This is a genomic window from Halpernia sp. GG3 (genome assembly GCF_052976925.2).
Genome location: NZ_JBRIIR020000006.1, coordinates 311,128 through 331,120, shown reverse-complemented (window position 1 = coordinate 331,120; position 19,993 = coordinate 311,128). Strand labels below are relative to the sequence as shown.

Below are 19,993 nucleotides of genomic sequence, written 5' to 3'. Positions count from 1 at the left end.
ATTAATTTAGATTTTAAATAAAAATTTAAAGCACATTTAACGTTTGTTCTTTAATCTTTTCTAAATCATCTTTCATTTCTACCACCAATCTTTGTATTTCACTATGGTTGGCTTTTGAACCTAAAGTATTAATTTCCCGGCCAATTTCTTGTCCGATAAAGCCAAGTTTTTTTCCGTTTGCATCTTCATTCATCACTTCAAGATAATATTTCAGATGTTGAGCCAGTCTCACTTTTTCCTCAGTAATATCCAATTTTTCCGAGTAATAGGCCATTTCCTGATAAAATCTTGTTTCGTCAATATTTTCAAATTCCGACAAAGTTTTTTTGTAACGTTCTTTCACCGCGTCTAAACGTTCTTCTTCGTAAGGAACCACTTTTATCAAATTTTCTTCAATACTGAGAATGTTTTTCGTTAATTCTTGCTCTAAAATTTTACCTTCAGTTGTTCGGAATTCCTGGAAATTAAATACCGCTTTCGAAATTAATTCAAACAAAAATTTTAGCTCAACTTCACTAAAGTCGTCTTGTTTTGCCGAGATTGCTTCGGGCATTCTTACTGCCATTTTTAAATATTCAAAATACGGTGCATTTGGTGACGCTTCTTCTAACTGAGACATATAATTTTTTACCAGATCCTGATTAATTTTTACAGCAGAATTTTCGGCTTGGGATTCACAATTAATGTAGCAATCTACTTTGCCACGTATTAATTTGTCATTTAGAATTTTTCGGATCTCAAATTCTTTTTCTTTGTAGCGTAATGGAACTCTGATATTTAAATCAAAGGTTTTACTGTTTAAAGATTTAATTTCAACGGTCAATTTCTTACCTTCAAAATTCTCTTCTGCTCTGCCAAAGCCCGTCATGGATAAAATCATACATATATTTAAGTGACAAATATAATTATTTTGAATGATACAAATCGGTTCACTATTCACTGAATAATTTTAAATTTACGAAATGGAAAATCAACTTTTAATAAATACCATTAATTTCGTAAAATTAAAACTAAAAGACGCAGAAGCCGGCCACGATTGGTTTCACATAGAACGCGTCTGGAAATTGAGTAAAAAAATTTGCGAAAATGAAGGCGGCGATTTAGAAATCATACAGTTAAGCGCACTTTTGCACGATATTGCAGATCCAAAATTTCACAACGGCGACGAAGAATTGGCTTTACATATTTCCAGAGAATTTCTTGAAAGTCAAAATTTAGAAGAAGATAAAATACAAAAAGTTTTGTTTATCATTAAAAATATTTCCTTTAAAAACAGAAATGAGAAAGCTGAAATCTCGGCAGAAAATCCTGTTAAAGAATTACAAATTGTGCAAGATGCCGATCGTTTAGATGCTATCGGTGCTATTGGGATTGCACGCACTTTTAACTTTGGTGGTTTTAAAAATAATTTAATGTACGACCCAGCGATTTTACCAAAATTAAACATGAGCAAAGAAGAATACAAAAAATCTAACGGCACCACTTTCAATCACTTTTATGAAAAATTATTACTTTTAAAAGATTTAATGAATACGGAAACAGCAAAAACAATAGCCCATAAAAGACACGATTTTATGCAAAATTTCTTAGACGAATTTCTTGAAGAATGGGAAGTGAAAATTTAAACTTCGATATATTTGTATTATAATTATTTAAAAAATGACATTTAACATAGATAAATTAGAAGACTGGGAAACAGTTGTTGCGGATATTTTACCACAATTAAATCATTCAGTTTTAACATTAAAAGGAAATCTCGGTGCCGGAAAAACAACTTTTACCCAATATTTATTGAAAAGTTTGGGAAGCACTGATGAAGTGAATTCACCAACCTATTCTATTGTAAATGAATACGATACACCAAAGGGAAAAGTTTTTCATTTTGATCTTTACCGATTAAAAAATTTAGAAGAAGTTTATGACATTGGTATTGAAGAATATCTGGAAAGCGCTTATCTATCAATTATTGAATGGCCAGAGATTTACGCCGAGGATTTGGCTGATTTTCCACACCACGAAATGAGAATAGAAACTAATGGTTTAACCCGAGAAATACTTTTTAAATAATCTATCTTTGCACTCTACTAAAAACACCAAAATAGTATGAGTAATCCTGTTAATATATTTACACCTTTCACAGAAGAAGATTTAATGCCGCAAGAAGAAAAACTTGAAGTGGTGAAAAAAAGTAAAAAATTCAGTATTGGAATTCCTAAAGAAACCTGTCTGAATGAACGTAGAACATGTATAACACCAGATGCCGTGCAAGTTTTAGTAAATAACGGCCATCACATTATTATAGAAGCCGGCGCGGGACAAGGTTCTTTTTTTACAGATTTGCAATATTCCGATTCTGGTGCAAAAATCACCGAGAGTTCTGAAGAAGCCTTTGCGCAAGATTTAGTTTTAAAAATAAATCCACCCACTACTGAGGAAATTGAGTTTTTAAAATGCGGAAGTTATCTAATTTCTGCACTTCAAATTAACCTTAGAGATCAGGACTATTTTAAAAAACTGGGTGAAAAAAAAATAAATGCAATTGCTTTTGAATTTATTTCTGATGAATATAAGCAACTTTCTTTAGTTCGTTTGATTGGAGAAATTGCCGGAAACATCGCTATACTCTATTCTTCAGAACTTTTAGCCCTGTCAAATGGTTTAATGTTGGGTGGGATCACGGGAGTTCGTCCCACAGAAGTTGTCATTATCGGTGCTGGAATTGTAGGGGAATTTGCGACAAAAGCCGCGGTTGGCCTGGGAGCAAGTGTTAAAATTTTTGATAATTCTCTATCTAAACTTCGCCGAATTCACTCATTAGTCGATAGCCGTGTTCCAACTTCAATCATTGATCCGAAAGAATTGGCAAAATGTCTTCGTCGTGCAGATGTCGTAATTGGTGCTTTTTCTAAATGGAGCAACGTTCCAATTGTGACGGAAGAAATGGTGCAAAACATGAAAAAAGGCAGCGTCATCATTGATGTGACGATTGATAATGGTAAAGTAATTGAAACGTCAGAATTGACTGATATGGAAGATCCATACATTATAAAACACGGCGTTATTCATTGTGGTTTACCAAATTTAACTTCAAAAATGCCGCGCACAACGAGTAAAGCAATCAGTAATTTTTTCTTAAGTTATCTTTTAAACTATGATGACGAGGGCGGTTTTGAAAACATGCTTGTCCGTAGAAATGAAATGAAAGACAGCCTTTATATGTACAAAGGGCGGCACACAAAAAAAATGATTTGTGAGCGATTTAATCTCACTTACCACGATATTAATCTTTTAATTTTCTAAATGAAGAAATTTAAATTTTATATGATCGGTTTTGTTCCGGGGATTTTATTTGTCATTTTTATTTTTGGTAAAAAAGACGCGAGTTGCTCTTACTTCCCTAGTGCGCGCGTAAAAGCGGAAACTTTAACTAAAACTTTTCAGTTCACGCCAGATTTTAAACAAGAATTGGGAGCACAAAAATTAAATGAAAAATTTTTACGTGACAGTATTTTTGAAAAAGGAAAAATAGATTTTGATCGTAGTAATGCACAAGAAAAACCTTGTCCGCACTATTTAATTTTATATCCTACAAAAAATCCGAAATACGAAATTGAGTTTGATAAATGTTTGGAAACATCTTCTTTTACAAGTTTGAAGACGCTTAGATAAAACTACAATTTACGAAGTCTTTAAGTTGTCAAACTCTCGATTTTCATTAATATTTAAAATGAATTTTATTATTCCTAAGGAATCTTAAAATAGTGAAAATTACAATAAAGATTTCTACGAAATAAAATGATTTTGGCTTAATTCTTTTACGTTTAAATGTTTACACATTTCAAAATTGGTAAACTGGTAAATTGATACTTAGGTAAAATAAAAAATTAAAATATGAATTTAACGGTAATTGGTGTCGGATTAATTGGTGGTTCAATGGCTTTGAAATTGAAGCAAAAACAATTTGTAACTAAAGTTTTTGGCGTAGACTTTAATGACTCCCATTTAGCAGAAGCGAAAGAATTAAATATCATTGATGAAATTTCTACTTTAGAAAACGCTGTAATAAATTCGGACATCATCATCCTTGCGATTCCTGTTGATGCGACAGGGAAAATTTTACCAAAAATATTAGATTTAATAACCGATAAACAAACTGTTTTAGATGTGGGTTCAACAAAATCTAGTATTGTAAAATCTATTGGAAACCATCCAAAAAGAAAGCGATTTGTACCTACACATCCAATGTGGGGAACTGAAAATTCCGGTCCACAAGCTGCGACCTCAGATGCTTTTGCTGAAAGAGCTGCCGTAATCTGCGATGAAGAAAATTGTGATGATGACGCTTTAGATTTAGTAAAAAAATTATATGAAAATCTGGGAATGAATTTATTGTTTATGAATTCCGAAGACCACGATGTTCATACCGCTTACATTTCTCATATTTCTCACATTACTTCTTATGCTTTGGCAAATACGGTTTTGGAAAAAGAACGGGAAGAAGACACTATTTTTCAATTGGCAAGTTCAGGTTTTAGTAGCACAGTTCGTTTGGCAAAATCTCATCCAGAAATGTGGGTACCGATTTTTAAACAAAATAAAGAAAATGTGTTGGATGTTCTAAACGAACACATCACACAACTTCGTAAGTTTAAATCCGCACTGGAAAAAGATAATTACGAGTATCTAGCCGAACTAATCGCGAACGCTAATAAAATTCGGGAGATTTTGAAATAGTTTTTTTAGTGTCGTGAAACTTTGTGATTCTTAACTTTTTCGATTAATAATTAGATATTACAATGTACAAACCGATTCTATTAATTGCAATACCACTATCGTGTTTATAACAAAATAATAACACTTTTGATTCTACATAAAATAATAGTTGGATGGCTCCATCTGACAATCCACAAAATCAGTCTAACAGAGATTTTAAACCTACAGTTTTTATTTCAACCAAAAAAGAAAATGATGAAATAATTATTTCAGTTTCGAATAATGGAAATGGAATTTCGCAGGAAATAAAGACAAAATCTTCCAGCCGTTTTTTACCATAAAACTCACGGGTGAAGGAACTGGTTTAGGATTATCTATGAGTTATGATATTATTACAAAAAGTCATAATGATGAGTTAGAAGTGATTCAAACGCATTTGTTTTTGCCAATACTATAAAATAAGCATCTGGGGGGATTATTAAAAGTCGCGTAAAGCATTAATTTATTTTGATTAAAATGTAATTGCGATTAAGCAAAAGTAGAGGTACAATTTTTATTTTAAATTTCAAAAAACAACGCATGGGAAATGGTTTTAATCTATTTTTCTTTGTTTGTAATTTTAGAAATAAATCATACTTTAAACTTCCCTTAGCATTCCGCCACATTTACCGCAATCGCCAAACCACCTTCAGAAGTTTCCTTGAAACGTTCATTCATTCCTTGTGCTGTTTCCCACATACTTTGTATCACTTGATCAAGAGAAACTTTGGCTTTTTCTGGATCACTTTCTAAAGCAATATTCGCGGCTGTAATGGCTTTTATGGCGCCCATAGAATTTCGTTCAATACAAGGAATTTGCACCAAACCGCCAATTGGGTCGCAGGTTAAACCAAGATGATGTTCCATCGCAATTTCAGCTGCCATCAAAACTTGACCGGGAGTTCCGCCCATAATTTCAGTTAAACCCGCTGCAGCCATCGCAGATGAAACCCCGATTTCTGCCTGACATCCGCCCATTGCGGCGGATATGGTTGCATTTTTTTTGAATAATGTTCCAATTTCACCGGCAACTAAAATAAATCTAACAATATCCTCCTCACTGGTAAATTCTGTAAAAGCCTGTGCAAACATTAAAACTGCAGGAATCACTCCGCTTGCTCCGTTAGTTGGAGCCGTAATTATGCGTCCAAAACTGGCATTTTCTTCATTAACAGCCAAGGCAAAACAAGAAACCCACTTATTAATAGTTGTGAAAGTCTCTTCAGCATCAACAACAAGCTGAAACCATTCATCGATATTTTTATAAATTTTATCGCCAAGAAGTTTTCGGTTTAAATTTGCAGCACGACGAGTTACATTCAGCCCGCCAGGTAAAATGCCCTCAGCATTAACGCCTTTATAAATACACTCTTTTATTTGTTTCCAAATATAAATGGCTTCAGCGCGAGTTTCCTCTCTTGAACGCCAAGATTCTTCATTAAGATATATAAGATCTGAAATTTTTTTAAGATCTAGTTTCTCACAATAAATGTTTAAATCTTCTGCTTTATGACAGGGATATAAGGTTCTGACACAAGTTTCCTCTAAAGAATTTTCCTCTTTTGTCGCCACAAAACCACCACCCACAGAATAATAATCCTGAGTTAAAACCTTTGCATCATTAAATTTTGCAGTGAATACCATTCCGTTTGGGTGAAAGTCTAAAGATTTTTCTTTATTTAAAATTAAATTTTCGTTGTAAACAAAAGGAATCAATTTTTCGCCACCAAGGTTTAAAGTATTGGTGGTCCTAATAATTGCAATTTTTTCATTGATTTTTTTGGTGTCAATCGTTTTAAAATTTTCACCGCTTAAACCAAGCATTCCAGCAATATCAGTTCCGTGTCCTACTCCGGTTTTTGCGAGCGAACCGAAAAATTCTACAGAAATTTCCTTCACATTTTGCAAATCATTTTCTCTTCGGATTTTATCTAAAAAAAACTCAGCCGCATTCCAAGGACCCATTGTATGGGAACTCGACGGACCGATGCCGACTTTTATGATTTCAAAAATACTGATTGACTGCATATCTCTTTTAGCAAAAATTTTGAAAACAAAGGTAAAAAATTGAAGTTAACTTTTGAGTAAAAGAAAAAGTTTAACTGGATTTTGTTTGAAAAATTTTAAACAAAGAGATCCCAAGATTTTTTTGCAAAGGACATGGAGATAAATACTGAAAGTAAAATTGGTATACTGGTGGCAGATTGCCGAGTCTTCGATTTCGCTCTGGCAACATTTCAAAAAAAGTGTCCTAATCATCCGGGACACTTTTTTGCTCACAATTTTTAGTCACGGATTAGAAATCCGCGTCATCGGGAATAATTAATTTTGATTTTAGCCACGCAAAACACAAATATGGAAACGCTAAAGATTATTTTGTAGAACTTCTTTTTTATAAATTTTATTTTGACTAAAAAAAATAGCCAAACCGATTAATATTTAGGGATTTCCTCCTACATATACATCCTTAACTATTAAATTTCCAAAAAATGCTTTTTCTTCATCAGTCCAAAGAAGTTTATTTCTTTTGAGCATATCATCAATTGTCTGCATATTTTTCTCTTCCGTAAAATAAACTATTAAAGTTATTGGTGATGTAGTTCGTTGCTTTAACTCAAAGTTTGTAATAAAATATAATGCTATATTATCCGTTTTTCCTGTGTATGAACTTCCCATGTAACTTTTTACCGGGTAGGATATGTTTGCCAATAGGTTGTTAATTGATTTACCATTATAATCATTTTTTTTAAATTCTATATTGTTTTTCAAATTATCTTTAAACGATTGGGTTTGTTGCGCTTTACACGAAATAGCGGTTATAAGCAAAAATGTAGTTATTAGTATATGTTTATTTTTCATTGTCAATCTTTTTTTAATTACAATTTGATGTAGTGTACGTTGTTTGTGAGCCTTCGGATGTTGGTAGATTAAAATTCGAAGTTTTAAAAGTAGTAAAACCTGATGGATTTGTTTGCTTAGAAAGCGACACACCTACATCTAATTTTTCTAAAAATGCTACCATCGCCACATCACCTGCATTATTGTTTCCGTTTACCGTCCAGTCTGCTGCTGACCGGAAATTATAATATTCAGCTAACAGTTCACCTTTAAATTCAGGACCATTAGCAAAGTTTTCCTTAGGATATTTTGCTAGAAATGCCATTGCTTTTTCTCTGTCATAAATGTTAAGGGCAAAAAGTTCACCGTTATTATTCATTGCAAAATTTGTTATGTAGTTTGCATTATCAGAATTTGTGGATAATAATTCATATAAATCGCCGGGCGAATTTGAATTATCAGAAGTATGATTATGAAATACAGCAATTTGCACAATACCGGACCTTGGTGAAAATCCATTATAACCCACTTTATATGGATCTGAATCTAATGCTGTTGAAATGGTAGATACATGGTACACACCATTTGAATCCATACCTATGGCAAAGGAATTTTCTTTAACCTTACCATTAGTTGCTTGTTGGTTTATTAAGGTTGCGATTTGTATTAAAGCTGATTTAATATCTGTACTATTAAGTATTTCGACCATTTTAGCGGATAGTTGTCGAGCTGCCGCACACGGATCTTTAGGCTCATTCGGGTTTTCGGTGCCGCCACCGCCGTCACCGCTGCCACCTTGGTCCTCGCACATTTCGTAGGGCGGGCATTGGCCACCTGTAGAATCACCACCCCGCGGTCCCGTATAACCGCCCGATCCTTTTGGAGGTGCAGTTATAACTACATTCTGGATATTGCAGTTGCCGTTGGCGTACGTCGTACCCTGTGCACAGTTGCCATCTTTAGAGGTGGTTTTATTATTATTAGTAAAAATTTTACTATAAGCCAACTGAAATGCCAAAATATTATCTAAGTAGAGGCTGCTGTCTTTATTAATAGGAGTAAAATAAAGTTCTGTCTCATCCGCTGTCAGAGAAGCAACAACCAAATCCATTACTTTGCCTTTGTCAACTTTTGGATACACAACTATCAAATCTTTATTGTCATAAGTTATAACCTGGGAATGTAGTCGAAATTCAATATAAGGTGCATTATTATCAGAAATAAAATACTGCTTCTTGTCTTTGTCAAACTCTACCTCATTTTCAGTATTTACAAGTCCAGTGATATTGGTTTTATTTATAGAGTCAAAGCGCTGCGCCATTTAGCCAAAGGTGCTTCTATAATCAAAATCTTCCCCTTTTTTGCTGAAAAGATTTGCGTTGTTTTTATTTTGAAAGATAGAGAATTTTCGGACAGCGTTTTCTTTGTTGGCATTATTTTCAAACAAATCACTTTCTGACCTACAAGCTGTAAAAAGAAGTGCCGTGAATAGAATGAAGCTAAAAATTTTATGTAGAGTTTTCTGCATATATTTTTTATTTGGTTGAAAGATACTAATATTCGCGAATAAAAAAATTTAAATTTTTCATATTAATTTATCTTGAACGCAATACTTAGCAGCCCGGCCTGAATGAAGCTCTTTTTATCTGTAGCAAAGCGGAAGAAAAAAAAGTGGGAATGGAGGACGGATAAAGCTGCCCAAAAAAATAAAAAAAGTTAAAATCCTTTAAAGTTTTCTGAAATTACATTTATGCTTATTGCGTTTTGTAGATTTGATAATCAAAAAATAAAAATGCAATTACATTACGATTATATTATCATTGGAACAGGCGCTGGTGGCGGAACAATCGCTTACACTTTGGCTGAAAGTGGGAAATCAATTTTAATTTTAGAACGTGGTGGATTTCTCCCTCAAGAAAAAGAGAATTGGGATACTGTAGAAGTTTTTGAAAAGGAAAGATACCATACAAAGGAAGTCTGGAAAGATAAAGATGGTGAAGATCTGCATCCTGGAACTGGATATTGGGTGGGTGGAAATACCAAAGTTTATGGCTCTGCATTATTTAGATTGCGGGCAGAAGATTTTGGTGAGATAAAGCATTTTGGCGGAATTAGCCCGAGTTGGCCCTTAAATTATGAAGATTTTGAACTTTTTTACAATAAAGCGGAAAAACTATATGACGTTCACGGAAAAGCAGGAATTGATCCCACGGAACCTTTCAGAAGTGAACCTTTACCTTTTGATGGAGTTGCAGATGAACCAAGAATTTCGGATGTGCGTGAAGGACTAGAAAAAATGGGACTTCATCCTTTTGATATTCCTTTGGGTTTAAAATTAGATGAAAAAAATCCATTAAAAAGTAAATGTATAAAATGTGACACCTGCGACGGCTTTCCTTGTTTACTACATGCAAAAGCAGACTCTGACATCAACTGTATTCGTCCGATAATGGATAAAGAGAATGTGACACTCATAATTAATGCAACTGCGGAGAAACTATTGACCAACAATGAAGGAAACAAAATTACCGGCGTTGAAACACTGGTGGAAGGGAAAAAAATAACTTTTAGTGCCGAAACGGTAATTGTTTCTTGTGGCGCGGTAAATTCTGCAGTTTTATTTCTAAAATCTGCCAGCGGAAAGCATCCAAATGGTTTAGCAAACAAAAGCGATCAGGTGGGAAGAAATTTTATGAAACATCAAAATGCAGCGATGTTGGCGATGAGTTTTAAAGAAAACCCGGTTCATTTTCAGAAGACAATTGCCATTAATGATTATTATCTGGCCAATGAAAACAATGAAGATTTTAAATTCCCAATGGGCGGCATTCAACTCATGGGGAAAAGTAACCGGTATATGTTATCCGGAGATGCTCCTGCTTTTACACCGGCAAAAGTACTTTCAGAAATGGCGCAGCACTCGGTGGATTGGTGGTTTATGGCAGAAGATCTTCCCATGCCTGAAAACCAGGTTTTGTGGCAAAATGATCAAATACATTTAAATTATACGACCCATAATGGTGAAGCTTTAGATGAATTATTAAAAACATTTTCAAAGGTGCTGACGGAAATGGAAGATCACATTAAATTTTTACCGGAGAATATTAACATTAGTAAAAAAATTCCTTTAGCTGGAGTTGCGCATCAAAATGGTACTTTACGATTTGGGACTGATCCTGAAACTTCGGTTTTAGACACCAATTGCAAAACCCATGAAATTGATAATCTGTATGTTGTAGACGCTTCATTTTTCCCTAGTTGTGGCGCGGTAAATCCATCTCTCACGATTATTGCGAATGCTATCAGAGTTGGAGAACATCTTATGCAATTATAAATTTTAGACTAGAAATTTAAATATGCTTAAAACTTTAAAAGAAAATTATATTTTATTTCTACAAGAAGGTTTAGGCTTGTTTATTTTCATGATTTCGGCATGTTTGTTTGATGGCTATTTGGAGCATAAAACCACTTTCATTCATTTACAAATTACAAATCCACATTTTCGATTGGCAATTATGGCAATTGCAATGGGATTTACGGCACTCTTTATTTTTCTTTCACCACTAACTGCACCTTCTGGCGCTTTTATAAATCCATCTGTCACTCTAATGCGATGGCGATTGGGACAATTAAGTTTAGAAAACACGATTTGGTATTCGTTTTTTCAAACGATTGGTGGACTTTTAGCCGTTTATTTAATGGGGTTTTTGATGGGAAATATTTTAACAAATCCGCCAGTCAATTATGCCGTTACAGTTCCAGGAAAAAACATTCAAATTTGGAAAGCAATTTTATCTGAAACTTTTAGCGCTTTTTTTATGTTGACAATGGTTCTGTTTTTTTCAGATAATGAAAAATTAAAAAAATCGGTTCCTTATTTGGCTGCACTTTTAGTCGGCGTTTACGTTTATATTACGGGACCGATTTCTGGTTTCGGAATGAATCCGGCTCGGACTTTAGCAAGTGCAATTCCTGCAGGCATTTATACCGAATTTTGGATTTATATGCTTTGCCCGACTTTAGGAATGTTACTCGCCGCGGAAGTTTATCTAAATATTAAAAAGAAAAAACCTGTAGTAGATTGGAGAATGGATGGAAAATAATTCTTATTCGAAATATAATTAAACAAATTACTTCTTTGCTTCTTATGAAATATAATCATCCGAAAACCTTAGACAAAATTTCAGAAACTTCTTTAAATTTAGTTAAGGGAAAAAGGTGTGTGCCATCTTTTACGACATAATCCGGTTTGCTATTTTGTAAAGGGAAAACCAAATCTCTTTCTGCTAAAATTTGAACAACTTCCGCCATTTTTTCCATTTTCCACTCAAGGATTTGTTGAATAGACCATTTCAAATAATAAGGATCTCGAACGCGAAAATAAGTGAGAATATTTGACTTGTTAGAATCAAACATTTTGCGAATAAAAGAATATGAATCTACCGAAATAGAACCATAAAATTTTTCAGGCAATATTTTGGTGAGCTTTGCAAACTGGCCCGCTTTCATAACCAAAGACTTTTCGCTATCAGACTTTATACTTCCCAAAATCACAATTTTTTTTGCTGGTTTAATTTTATGAATCTCCTGCACCACAATTCCTCCAAAAGAATAACCTAAAAGGTAAAAATCCTCATCCGCAGAAATAGGTTCCGCCATTCTGGAAACATAATTTTTAAAACTTTCATCTTGGTGTGGAATTAACCAATCAATAAAAATTATTTCTAAATCTGGATTAAATTTTAATTTTTCTAAAACTTTAAAATCAGCACCTAAACCGCTAATAACATAGATCTTCATAATGAGCAAAAATAAAAAAAGCAGTTCGAAAACTGCTTTTAAATTTAAATATTTTTATCTTATTTGGCTTGCAAATTAATCTGCAAATCTACATCATCTTTTACAAAAACATCTTTCATCGTAGATTGATAAGCAATCCCAAAATCCTGACGGTTGAATGAAAATTTATTAGATTTTAAAGTTAATAAACCTTTATTGACCCCAATAATAGCGGGAAAATTCACTGTTTTTTTAATTCCTTTCGCCGTTAAATTCCCTTTAATTAAATAAGGATACATTTTATCATTATTTTTTGTTACTGAAGTGATGGTGTAAGAAGCAGTTGGATATTTTGCAGTTTCAAAAAATTCTCCTGTCTTCAAATGATCATTTAATTTTGCTTGATATTCACCATTTAAATCTTGGTCATTGATACTTGTCATATCTAATAAGAAAGTACCCCCAACGATATTATTGCCTTTCATCACAACATTTCCCGAAGTCATTTTCAATATTCCGTCGTGTGATGAGGCTTCACTTTTTACTACTTTGTAACCCCACCAATGAACATCGGAATTGATCACTTTTTTTGTTTGTGCTGAAATTATGCTTCCAATTAAAAAGAAACCTAAGACTAATTTTTTCATTTTTAAAAATTTATTTTAACAAAGATATATTTATTGCAGATATCTTATGATTAACCTATGATAATTAAATTTAATTCACATGAAATGCTCCATAGTAAGCGGCGCCAGCAGCAATAGTCTTTTCATTAAGTAAGAAATATATATTGACATCTTTAAGCAAAGATTCCATTTTATCACTAATAATAAATTTTTTATAAAATTTATCTTTGTCAATGTAATTCTTGATTGTGAGTGTGATCTCTCCACCTATAATTAGTCCACCCGTCGCTTTTAATTTTAGTACAAGACTATTAGCTTCTCTCGCCAGAAAATCAATAAAAGTATCAATCGTTAAAACACAAATCATCTCTTTTTGATCGACTGCAGCCTCGCAAATTACTTTTGTGAAATCTTCTCCACTCTGAATTTTTGCAGTTAGCCACTCTGGTTCCTTGTGTCTTTTTACATCTCGTAAAAAACGATAAATATTGAATAATCCATCTTTTGACAAAACAGATTCCCAACTTACAATACCATAAATTGCTTTTAAATATTGGTAAAATTCTACTTCCACGTCTGTTCTAGGTGAAAATTCTGAGTGTCCACCTTCTGTTGCAAAAGGTCTTAAGCACTCACCATCCCAAAACATGCCGGCTTCGCCTAAACCATTTCCAGGGGATAAGATCGCAACATTACCGGCAGAAATGCCTCCATGTTCATAAATTGGTAAAAGACAGTGAGAAGTAAGATTCCCCATGAAATATGCCGTGGCTTCCATATCATTTATTAAAAAAACAGAATCAACTCCACTTTCATTTTTTATATCATCTGCTATTAAAGACCATGGAAGTCTCTGCGCAAAACATTTCTCATTAATTACAGGGCCGGGAACACCTAATGATAATCGGGAAGGCTTTTCTAATTTATGATCGTTTAAAAACTGAGTGACCATTTCAGAAAAAGAAGGAAAATCAAAAGTATTATAAACACCCTCTCCCTGTAACCTTAAATTTCCGTCTTTTAAATGGTAATAATTAAATGATGTTTTATCTGCACGAATATCGGCAGATACAATATTTAAGTTTTCATTTTGCGGATTTTTCAAACCCGGCAGATAGAGGTTAAAATTTGCAGTTTCGCTCATAATGTTACTTTTCTCAAAGATATAAATTAATTGATGTTTTCAAACAATTCAAAAAAATAAATAAAAAAACCTTTCTAAAATTTAAAAAGGTTTAAAATAGTTATGTTTTATTTTCCTAAAGGAATATTGTAGCCAAAGCCGGCGCCAATAGTTCCTGCATTGTATTTTTGCGCTCCAATTTCACCCTTATTACCAGTGAAAACTTTTGTATAGTGAACGAAGAAATTCCAATCTCGGTTGTGATATCCAAGCTCTGGTTTTAAATAAAAACCACCATCTGGTCTCTGAACTGCCGAAGTCGAATTTACGTAATCGCTACCTGTTATAAATCCGTAACCTAAATCTGCGCCAGCATAAAATCCACTTTGCATTGGATAATATCTTAAAAGTACAGCTGCGGGAATTACCGCAAAATCATTATTATTGTCTTTACCAAAAAATTGGTTGTAACCGGTTGCAAGACCTAGTCCGAAACCCGGAGTTACGAGATATTGGTAAGAAAGATCTGCGCCTACACTTGCTGATGCATTTCCCTTTGGTACGGCTATGCCTCCATTAATTCCGATTTTAAGGATATTGGTCATGTCAGCACTTTGCGCGCTCACTAAACTTGCGGTAAATAATCCTAAACCTAAAACTGTCTGTTTAATCATTTTCATAATATCTATTTTTAATTTTAAAATGTAAGTTGAGAAATAATTATGCCAAATAAATAGCTCGCGTTTAATTTTTCACTTAGAAAGATAATTAAATAATTGATTTACAATTACTTAAAAATTTAATAAAATAGGAAAAAATTAAATTGTTGTTTAATTTTTTCATTTAAGATCTCGTTAATTTTTATTTTATCTAAATTTTTATTTGTTGTTTTAACTTTATTCTAAATCTTCAATCAAAAAGCGAAAGTTAACAATGGCAATTTCAAACTTCGAAAAAAATAAACATCTGCTTTCCCGTGCAGGTTTTGGAATTCAGTTTCATCAGATCGATGATTTAAATGAGAAAAGTACTGAAGAATTCTGGTCGGAGATAAAGTCTAAAAGTAATCTAAAGCCGTTCGATTTAGTTTTACCCGGGGATGATTTAGATTATTCTATGATTGCGAAATTAGACGCCGATGCAAAAAAAGAAAAATTAAAAAAAAATCAGGAACAAAATGTTGATTTGAATTTAAAGTTTTTTAATGAAATGGTTAATTCTGAAAATCAACTGCAGGAAAAAATGGCTTTTTTCTGGAATGGGCATTTTGCTACACGCGTAAACAGTGCGCTGTTTAATCAGGATTTACTAAATATTGTTCGCAACAAAGCATTAGGGAATTTTGGTGACTTACTAAAAGCCGTTTCAAAATCGCCTGCGATGCTTCAATTTTTAAATAACCAACAAAACAAAAAAGACCATCCAAATGAAAATTTCGCACGGGAAGTAATGGAATTATTCACTATGGGTCGGGGTAACTATACTGAAAAAGATGTAAAAGAAGGCGCGCGCGCATTTACTGGCTGGGGTTACCAAAAAGAGGGAGGTTTCTACGAAAGACCTCGCTTACACGATGATAGTACTAAAACTTTTTTGGGGGAAACGGGAAATTTTAATGGTGATGAAGTTTTAGATATTATATTAGCACAAAAAGCAACAGCAAAATTTATTACCAAAAAAATCTATAAATTCTTTGTCAATGAAACAATTAATGAAGCGATAGTTACAGATTTAAGCGAGAAATTTTATAAGTCCAACTATGATATAAAAAAATTAATGACGGAAATTTTTAGCTCCACTTGGTTTTATGACCAAAAAAATATCGGAGCAAAAATAAAATCTCCCATAGAATTGATGGCAGGCATCATGAGAATTTTACCTACAAAGATCGACAACACAAAAACTTTAATTACATATCAAAAATTACTCGGTCAAATGTTACTTTATCCGCCAAATGTTGCAGGTTGGCCTTCGGGCGAATCCTGGATTGACAGCTCTACTCTACTTTTACGGATGCAGTTACCACAAATCTGGAGTGGACTGCGGCCTTTAGAATTAAAACCGAAAATTGATGATGATGTGGAAATGGGCATGAGTAAAGATTATACTGTAAATAAAAAATTCAACAGCACTGCTTTTACGATCAATTGGCCACAAATAGAAGCTGTATTTAAAGATAAAAACGTTGCCAATATACTCTTGCAAAAAAAATTAAACGGTGATGGAAGCTATATTAATCAATTTTCTGACGGAAGTATTAAGATGAACATTATCAATGTAATGAGCGTCCCGGAATATCAGCTTTGTTAATGTTTATTAGTTGTAAATCGTTCGGTAATAAATTTTAGTGAAATTAACATCTAAAATCTCTAATCTAATTTAAAATCCTTTCCCATGATACTTAAAAGAAGAGAATTTTTAAAAGTAAGTTCCTTAGCCGCAGCTTCATTTATGATGCCTAATTTTCTAAAAGCAATGACATATGAAAATGCCATTCAGGAACAAAAAAATAGAATTTTAGTAGTTCTGCAATTTAGTGGCGGAAACGATGGTTTAAATACTATTATTCCGATGCGAAATGATATTTATTTTAAAGAAAGACAAACGATCGCCATAAAAAATGCACTTAACTTAACGGATGAGGTGGGGATAAATCCTGCTCTAAGTTTCTTTAAAGAACTTTACGACAATGGTGAGATGGCAGTTTTAAATAACGTTGGCTATCCAAACCCTGACAAATCCCACTTCCGAAGTATGGATATTTGGCAATCTGCAAGCGACAGCAAAGAATATTTACAAACTGGTTGGGTTGGTCGTTATTTAGATGAAGCCTGCTATAATTGTGATCACCCCACACAAGCTTTGGAGGTTGATGATATGCTGAGTTTGGCAATGAAAGGGAAATCTAAAAAAGCTTTTGCATTTAAAGATCCAAAAAAAATGTACGAAACAAGTCGCGAAAAATATTTCAAAACCTTATACGATCACCATGATCATTCTTCTGAAACAGTAGATTATTTGTACCAGACTTTAGGCTCAACTGTTAATAACGCAGGTTATATTTTTGATAAAAGTAAAGCAAAAAGTTCAACCGAAGATTATCCAAATTCTTCATTAGGTAAAGATTTTAAAACGGTGGCATCTCTCATAAAATCTGACATTAATACCAAAGTTTATTACTTACAGGTAGGTAGTTTTGACACACACGTTAACCAAAACCAAAGACAGGAGAAATTATTTGGTGATATCAATGATGCAGTAAAAGCATTTGTCGCAGATTTAAAGAAAAACGGCCTGTTTGATCACGTTTTGTTAATGACGTTTTCAGAATTCGGGCGTCGCGTTTCTCAAAATGCAAGCAACGGAACAGACCATGGAACGGCCAACCAGATGTTTTTTCTTTCCGGCGGATTAAAGAAAAAAGGAGTCCTCAACGCGCTTCCAGATTTGCAAAACCTCAACGATGGTGATTTAATTTACACCGAAGATTTCCGGAAAGTTTATGCAACTGTTTTAAAAAATTGGCTCAATGCAGATTCTACTAAAATTTTGGGCTGGAAGAACGGTGTTTATGATTTTGTTTAAATTTTAAATTTATAATAAAGTATTTTTTATTTTTAAAACTTCATTCTCGAAAGAAATTCCATCCCAACCAAATTTCAGAAAATTTCTGATATTTTGATGGTCATTTCCGTCTGGGTTATCTAGAACATCTTCTCTATAAAAAGCCCCAAAAAGTGCGAGCGTTTCCTCTTTAGATAAGTCATTTAGTTTCGCAAAACCAAATACTTTGCAAGAACCATTATTTTCATTGGCTTCGTTCACAGTATCTCCATTCGTAAATTTAGTCGGCGTGAAATCATATTGTTCATCAATAAACGCAATGACTTCTTTAAAATCTATTTCTTTGTGTGCGGTTTTTAGTTTATTTAATATCATTTTTTAAGTTATTTGAATGCGGTTTAATTTATTCAACGTCAATATTATCTTTAGCAAAAATCTTAATTTATGAATGATCAATCACCCACAGAATTTGAAACAATCTTTCCTCTTAATTCTACGGGTCTTAAAGTTATTAACGCGATGGTTTTCATTTCTTTGGTCTCAAGTTCCAACTGGTATTTTTTATAAAATAATCTTAAAAAAAGTATCATTTCCATGTAGGCAAAATGTTCGCCGATACAGTATCTCGCCCCACTTCCAAAAGGGAAATAAGGTTTACTTTTTAGGTCTTCATCTTCAAATCTTTTGGGAAGAAAAGAATTGGGCCGCTCCCAGTAAACAGGATTTCTATGCATATCGTAAAGCAAAAATTCTACGATCGTGCCTTTTTCCCAGGACCAGTCTTTAAAAGAATCATCTTCCAGAGCCACTCTGTCTATGATCCACGCGGGCGGATACAGGCGCAATGATTCTTTAAGAATAGTCATTGTTTTAGAATTTCCAAAAAGTGATTTTAGAGATAAAAAATCTTCGCCCAGATCGTTTATTTCCTTTAATAATAATTGCTTTTCACTGTCATTATTTTCAATCAAAAATAAGGTGTAAGCCAGCGCATTTGCAGACGTTTCTTGTCCTGCTACAAACAATATTATAATTTCGTCTATCAGCTGTTCCATCACCATGGGTTCGCCGCTGTCTTCGTATCTGCTATTCAAAAGATTTTGCAGGATGTCATTAAATTCTCCCCTTTCACTTTGTCTTTTCAGAATAATTTCCCGGAAAACTTCACGCATATTATCCGACAGTTGAAGGTGTTTTTTCAGTTGTCCCGAGATTCTATACCAGGACATGAAAAATGGTTTTCGCACTTCTTTGATGAACATTTTTTGAATTTCAGTAATAGAACCTGAAACTCTCAGGATCTGGGTAGAGTCGATCGAATTTCCAAATAAAGTTTTCGCGATGATATTAAAAGTGAGACTGTTGGTCATTTTATAAAGATCGATCGTTTCATTTTTGATCTCACTTTCAATGGTCGCGTTGATTTGATCGACCATCGTTTGGTGCAGCAGTTCTATATTTTTATTGCTAAAATTAGGCTGAATGAGGCGGCGTTGTTTCAGCCAGTTTTTGCCGGTATTCGTCAATAAACCTTTGCCCAGATATTTCCCTAAAACATGGGTTTGAATGGCAGATTTCTCATAATTTTTTTGATTCTTCCGCAACACATAATCAAACAGTTCGGGATCACGGCTAAAGACAAAACGCTTTTTCACCAAAAAAGAAAGTAAAGTATAGGTATTTCCCAGTTCCCGAAAATTTTGAGAAATAATAGCGATCGGATCACTGTTCAACTTCAACAAGGTTTTCCATATATTTTTCTCGCTGACTTTTGGTGGATAATTATACACAGTTCTTTTCTATATTTCGAGCTAAATTACGGCTAAATTTTTTGGGAAAATTTTGCGATTATGGGAAACCGTAATTTCTCTTTAATTATTATTCTTAAATTTAGAAAAATTAATAAAAATATGGATCCAATCACAATTTCATCAGTAGCAGTATTATACCCTTTCTTAATAGAAATGGTTAAAAAAGGTGCAGAGAAAATAGTAGAAAAAAGTAGCGAAAATTTAACCGACGGAAGTATTAGTTGGCTAAAATCTTTATTTTTTAAAGATGGCGAACCAAAAAATACTTTAAAAAATTTAGTAAATAAACCTGAAAGTATCGAAAATCAATTTGCTGTCAAAACAATTATTGAGAATTCTATCGAGGATAATCCTGAAAATGAAAAATATTTAAAAGAAATTTTGCAAAATTTGCCCAAAACAAGCAATGAGATAACAAATAGCAAAAATGTAATTACGGGGAATGTAAATACCGGAGGTGGAAATTTTATGAATGGTGACAATAACAAAGTATCGTAAAA

The 19,993-nt window shown here is 33.3% G+C and carries 21 protein-coding genes; 11 read left to right on the top strand and 10 right to left on the bottom strand.

The features are described 5' to 3' along the window. Positions 1 to 25: 25 nt before the first annotated feature. Positions 26 to 880: a YicC/YloC family endoribonuclease gene (locus ACVBED_RS02555; RefSeq protein WP_447121153.1), complete on the bottom strand. Its 855-nt coding sequence runs from the start codon at positions 878 to 880 to the stop codon at positions 26 to 28. 82 nt (positions 881 to 962) lie between these two features. Here ACVBED_RS02555 and ACVBED_RS02550 point away from each other — a divergent pair, with 82 nt between their 5' ends. The 6 genes from ACVBED_RS02550 to ACVBED_RS02525 all read left to right on the top strand — a co-directional run bounded on the left by ACVBED_RS02550 (position 963) and on the right by ACVBED_RS02525 (position 5,054). Next, positions 963 to 1,625, top strand: coding sequence for an HD domain-containing protein (locus ACVBED_RS02550; RefSeq protein ID WP_447121006.1), 663 nt, complete (start codon positions 963 to 965; stop codon positions 1,623 to 1,625). A gap of 34 nt (positions 1,626 to 1,659) precedes the next feature. Further along, complete coding sequence (gene tsaE, locus ACVBED_RS02545; protein ID WP_473094434.1) at positions 1,660 to 2,067, top strand: tRNA (adenosine(37)-N6)-threonylcarbamoyltransferase complex ATPase subunit type 1 TsaE; 408 nt, start codon at positions 1,660 to 1,662, stop codon at positions 2,065 to 2,067. Positions 2,068 to 2,103: 36 nt separating this feature from the next. Beyond that, positions 2,104 to 3,300 (top strand): alanine dehydrogenase, encoded by a 1,197-nt coding sequence (locus ACVBED_RS02540; protein WP_447121005.1) that lies wholly within the window; start codon positions 2,104 to 2,106, stop codon positions 3,298 to 3,300. Continuing rightward, complete coding sequence (locus tag ACVBED_RS02535; RefSeq protein WP_447121004.1) at positions 3,301 to 3,669, top strand: hypothetical protein; 369 nt, start codon at positions 3,301 to 3,303, stop codon at positions 3,667 to 3,669. A 222-nt stretch (positions 3,670 to 3,891) separates the two neighbouring features. After that, positions 3,892 to 4,734, top strand: a complete 843-nt coding sequence (locus tag ACVBED_RS02530; RefSeq protein WP_447121003.1) for a prephenate dehydrogenase — start codon at positions 3,892 to 3,894, stop codon at positions 4,732 to 4,734. A 152-nt stretch (positions 4,735 to 4,886) separates the two neighbouring features. Then, positions 4,887 to 5,054, top strand: coding sequence for a hypothetical protein (locus ACVBED_RS02525; RefSeq protein WP_447121002.1), 168 nt, complete (start codon positions 4,887 to 4,889; stop codon positions 5,052 to 5,054). A 307-nt stretch (positions 5,055 to 5,361) separates the two neighbouring features. Here the strand turns inward: ACVBED_RS02525 and ACVBED_RS02520 are convergent, their stop codons facing one another. The 3 genes from ACVBED_RS02520 to ACVBED_RS02510 form a co-directional block, all read right to left on the bottom strand. Then, entirely contained in the window at positions 5,362 to 6,780 is a 1,419-nt protein-coding gene (locus tag ACVBED_RS02520) for an L-serine ammonia-lyase (protein WP_473094433.1), read from the bottom strand. Positions 6,781 to 7,191: 411 nt separating this feature from the next. After that, positions 7,192 to 7,611, bottom strand: coding sequence for a hypothetical protein (locus ACVBED_RS02515; protein WP_473094432.1), 420 nt, complete (start codon positions 7,609 to 7,611; stop codon positions 7,192 to 7,194). A 13-nt stretch (positions 7,612 to 7,624) separates the two neighbouring features. After that, on the bottom strand, positions 7,625 to 8,911 hold the full coding sequence (locus ACVBED_RS02510) for a hypothetical protein (RefSeq protein WP_447121000.1): 1,287 nt from the start codon (positions 8,909 to 8,911) through the stop codon (positions 7,625 to 7,627). Positions 8,912 to 9,382: 471 nt separating this feature from the next. Between ACVBED_RS02510 and ACVBED_RS02505 the strand changes: the two genes are divergently transcribed. Both ACVBED_RS02505 and ACVBED_RS02500 read left to right on the top strand, forming a co-directional pair. Further along, a complete protein-coding gene (locus ACVBED_RS02505; protein ID WP_447120999.1) occupies positions 9,383 to 10,924 on the top strand; it encodes a GMC oxidoreductase in 1,542 nt (513 codons plus the stop codon). Between the two features lie 22 nt (positions 10,925 to 10,946). Next, entirely contained in the window at positions 10,947 to 11,693 is a 747-nt protein-coding gene (locus ACVBED_RS02500; protein ID WP_447120998.1) for an aquaporin, read from the top strand. Between the two features lie 55 nt (positions 11,694 to 11,748). Here the strand turns inward: ACVBED_RS02500 and ACVBED_RS02495 are convergent, their stop codons facing one another. From ACVBED_RS02495 to ACVBED_RS02480, 4 genes are all read right to left on the bottom strand, one after another. Further along, positions 11,749 to 12,390, bottom strand: a complete 642-nt coding sequence (locus ACVBED_RS02495; RefSeq protein WP_447120997.1) for an alpha/beta hydrolase — start codon at positions 12,388 to 12,390, stop codon at positions 11,749 to 11,751. Positions 12,391 to 12,449: 59 nt separating this feature from the next. Next, positions 12,450 to 13,016: a YceI family protein gene (locus ACVBED_RS02490; protein ID WP_447120996.1), complete on the bottom strand. Its 567-nt coding sequence runs from the start codon at positions 13,014 to 13,016 to the stop codon at positions 12,450 to 12,452. A 70-nt stretch (positions 13,017 to 13,086) separates the two neighbouring features. Beyond that, on the bottom strand, positions 13,087 to 14,139 hold the full coding sequence (locus ACVBED_RS02485) for a glucokinase (protein WP_447120995.1): 1,053 nt from the start codon (positions 14,137 to 14,139) through the stop codon (positions 13,087 to 13,089). 107 nt (positions 14,140 to 14,246) lie between these two features. Then, positions 14,247 to 14,798, bottom strand: coding sequence for a hypothetical protein (locus tag ACVBED_RS02480; protein ID WP_447120994.1), 552 nt, complete (start codon positions 14,796 to 14,798; stop codon positions 14,247 to 14,249). A 253-nt stretch (positions 14,799 to 15,051) separates the two neighbouring features. On the opposite strand from ACVBED_RS02480, the gene ACVBED_RS02475 reads away from it, so the two are divergent. Beyond that, the gene (locus ACVBED_RS02475) at positions 15,052 to 16,428 is read left to right on the top strand and encodes a DUF1800 domain-containing protein (protein ID WP_473094431.1); all 1,377 of its coding nucleotides are present in this window, start codon (positions 15,052 to 15,054) and stop codon (positions 16,426 to 16,428) included. An 84-nt stretch (positions 16,429 to 16,512) separates the two neighbouring features. Further along, positions 16,513 to 17,703 carry a DUF1501 domain-containing protein gene (locus ACVBED_RS02470; RefSeq protein ID WP_447120992.1) on the top strand — a complete coding sequence of 397 codons (1,191 nt, stop codon included), beginning with the start codon at positions 16,513 to 16,515 and terminating at the stop codon, positions 17,701 to 17,703. A 9-nt stretch (positions 17,704 to 17,712) separates the two neighbouring features. On the opposite strand, the gene ACVBED_RS02465 is transcribed toward ACVBED_RS02470, so the two are convergent. Together ACVBED_RS02465 and ACVBED_RS02460 are read right to left on the bottom strand one after the other, a co-directional pair. Continuing rightward, the gene (locus tag ACVBED_RS02465; protein ID WP_447120991.1) at positions 17,713 to 18,057 is read right to left on the bottom strand and encodes a HopJ type III effector protein; all 345 of its coding nucleotides are present in this window, start codon (positions 18,055 to 18,057) and stop codon (positions 17,713 to 17,715) included. Positions 18,058 to 18,134: 77 nt separating this feature from the next. Then, the gene (locus tag ACVBED_RS02460) at positions 18,135 to 19,472 is read right to left on the bottom strand and encodes a cytochrome P450 (RefSeq protein ID WP_473094430.1); all 1,338 of its coding nucleotides are present in this window, start codon (positions 19,470 to 19,472) and stop codon (positions 18,135 to 18,137) included. Positions 19,473 to 19,592: 120 nt separating this feature from the next. Between ACVBED_RS02460 and ACVBED_RS02455 the strand changes: the two genes are divergently transcribed. Then, positions 19,593 to 19,991: a hypothetical protein gene (locus tag ACVBED_RS02455; protein ID WP_447120989.1), complete on the top strand. Its 399-nt coding sequence runs from the start codon at positions 19,593 to 19,595 to the stop codon at positions 19,989 to 19,991. Positions 19,992 to 19,993: the final 2 nt, after the last annotated feature.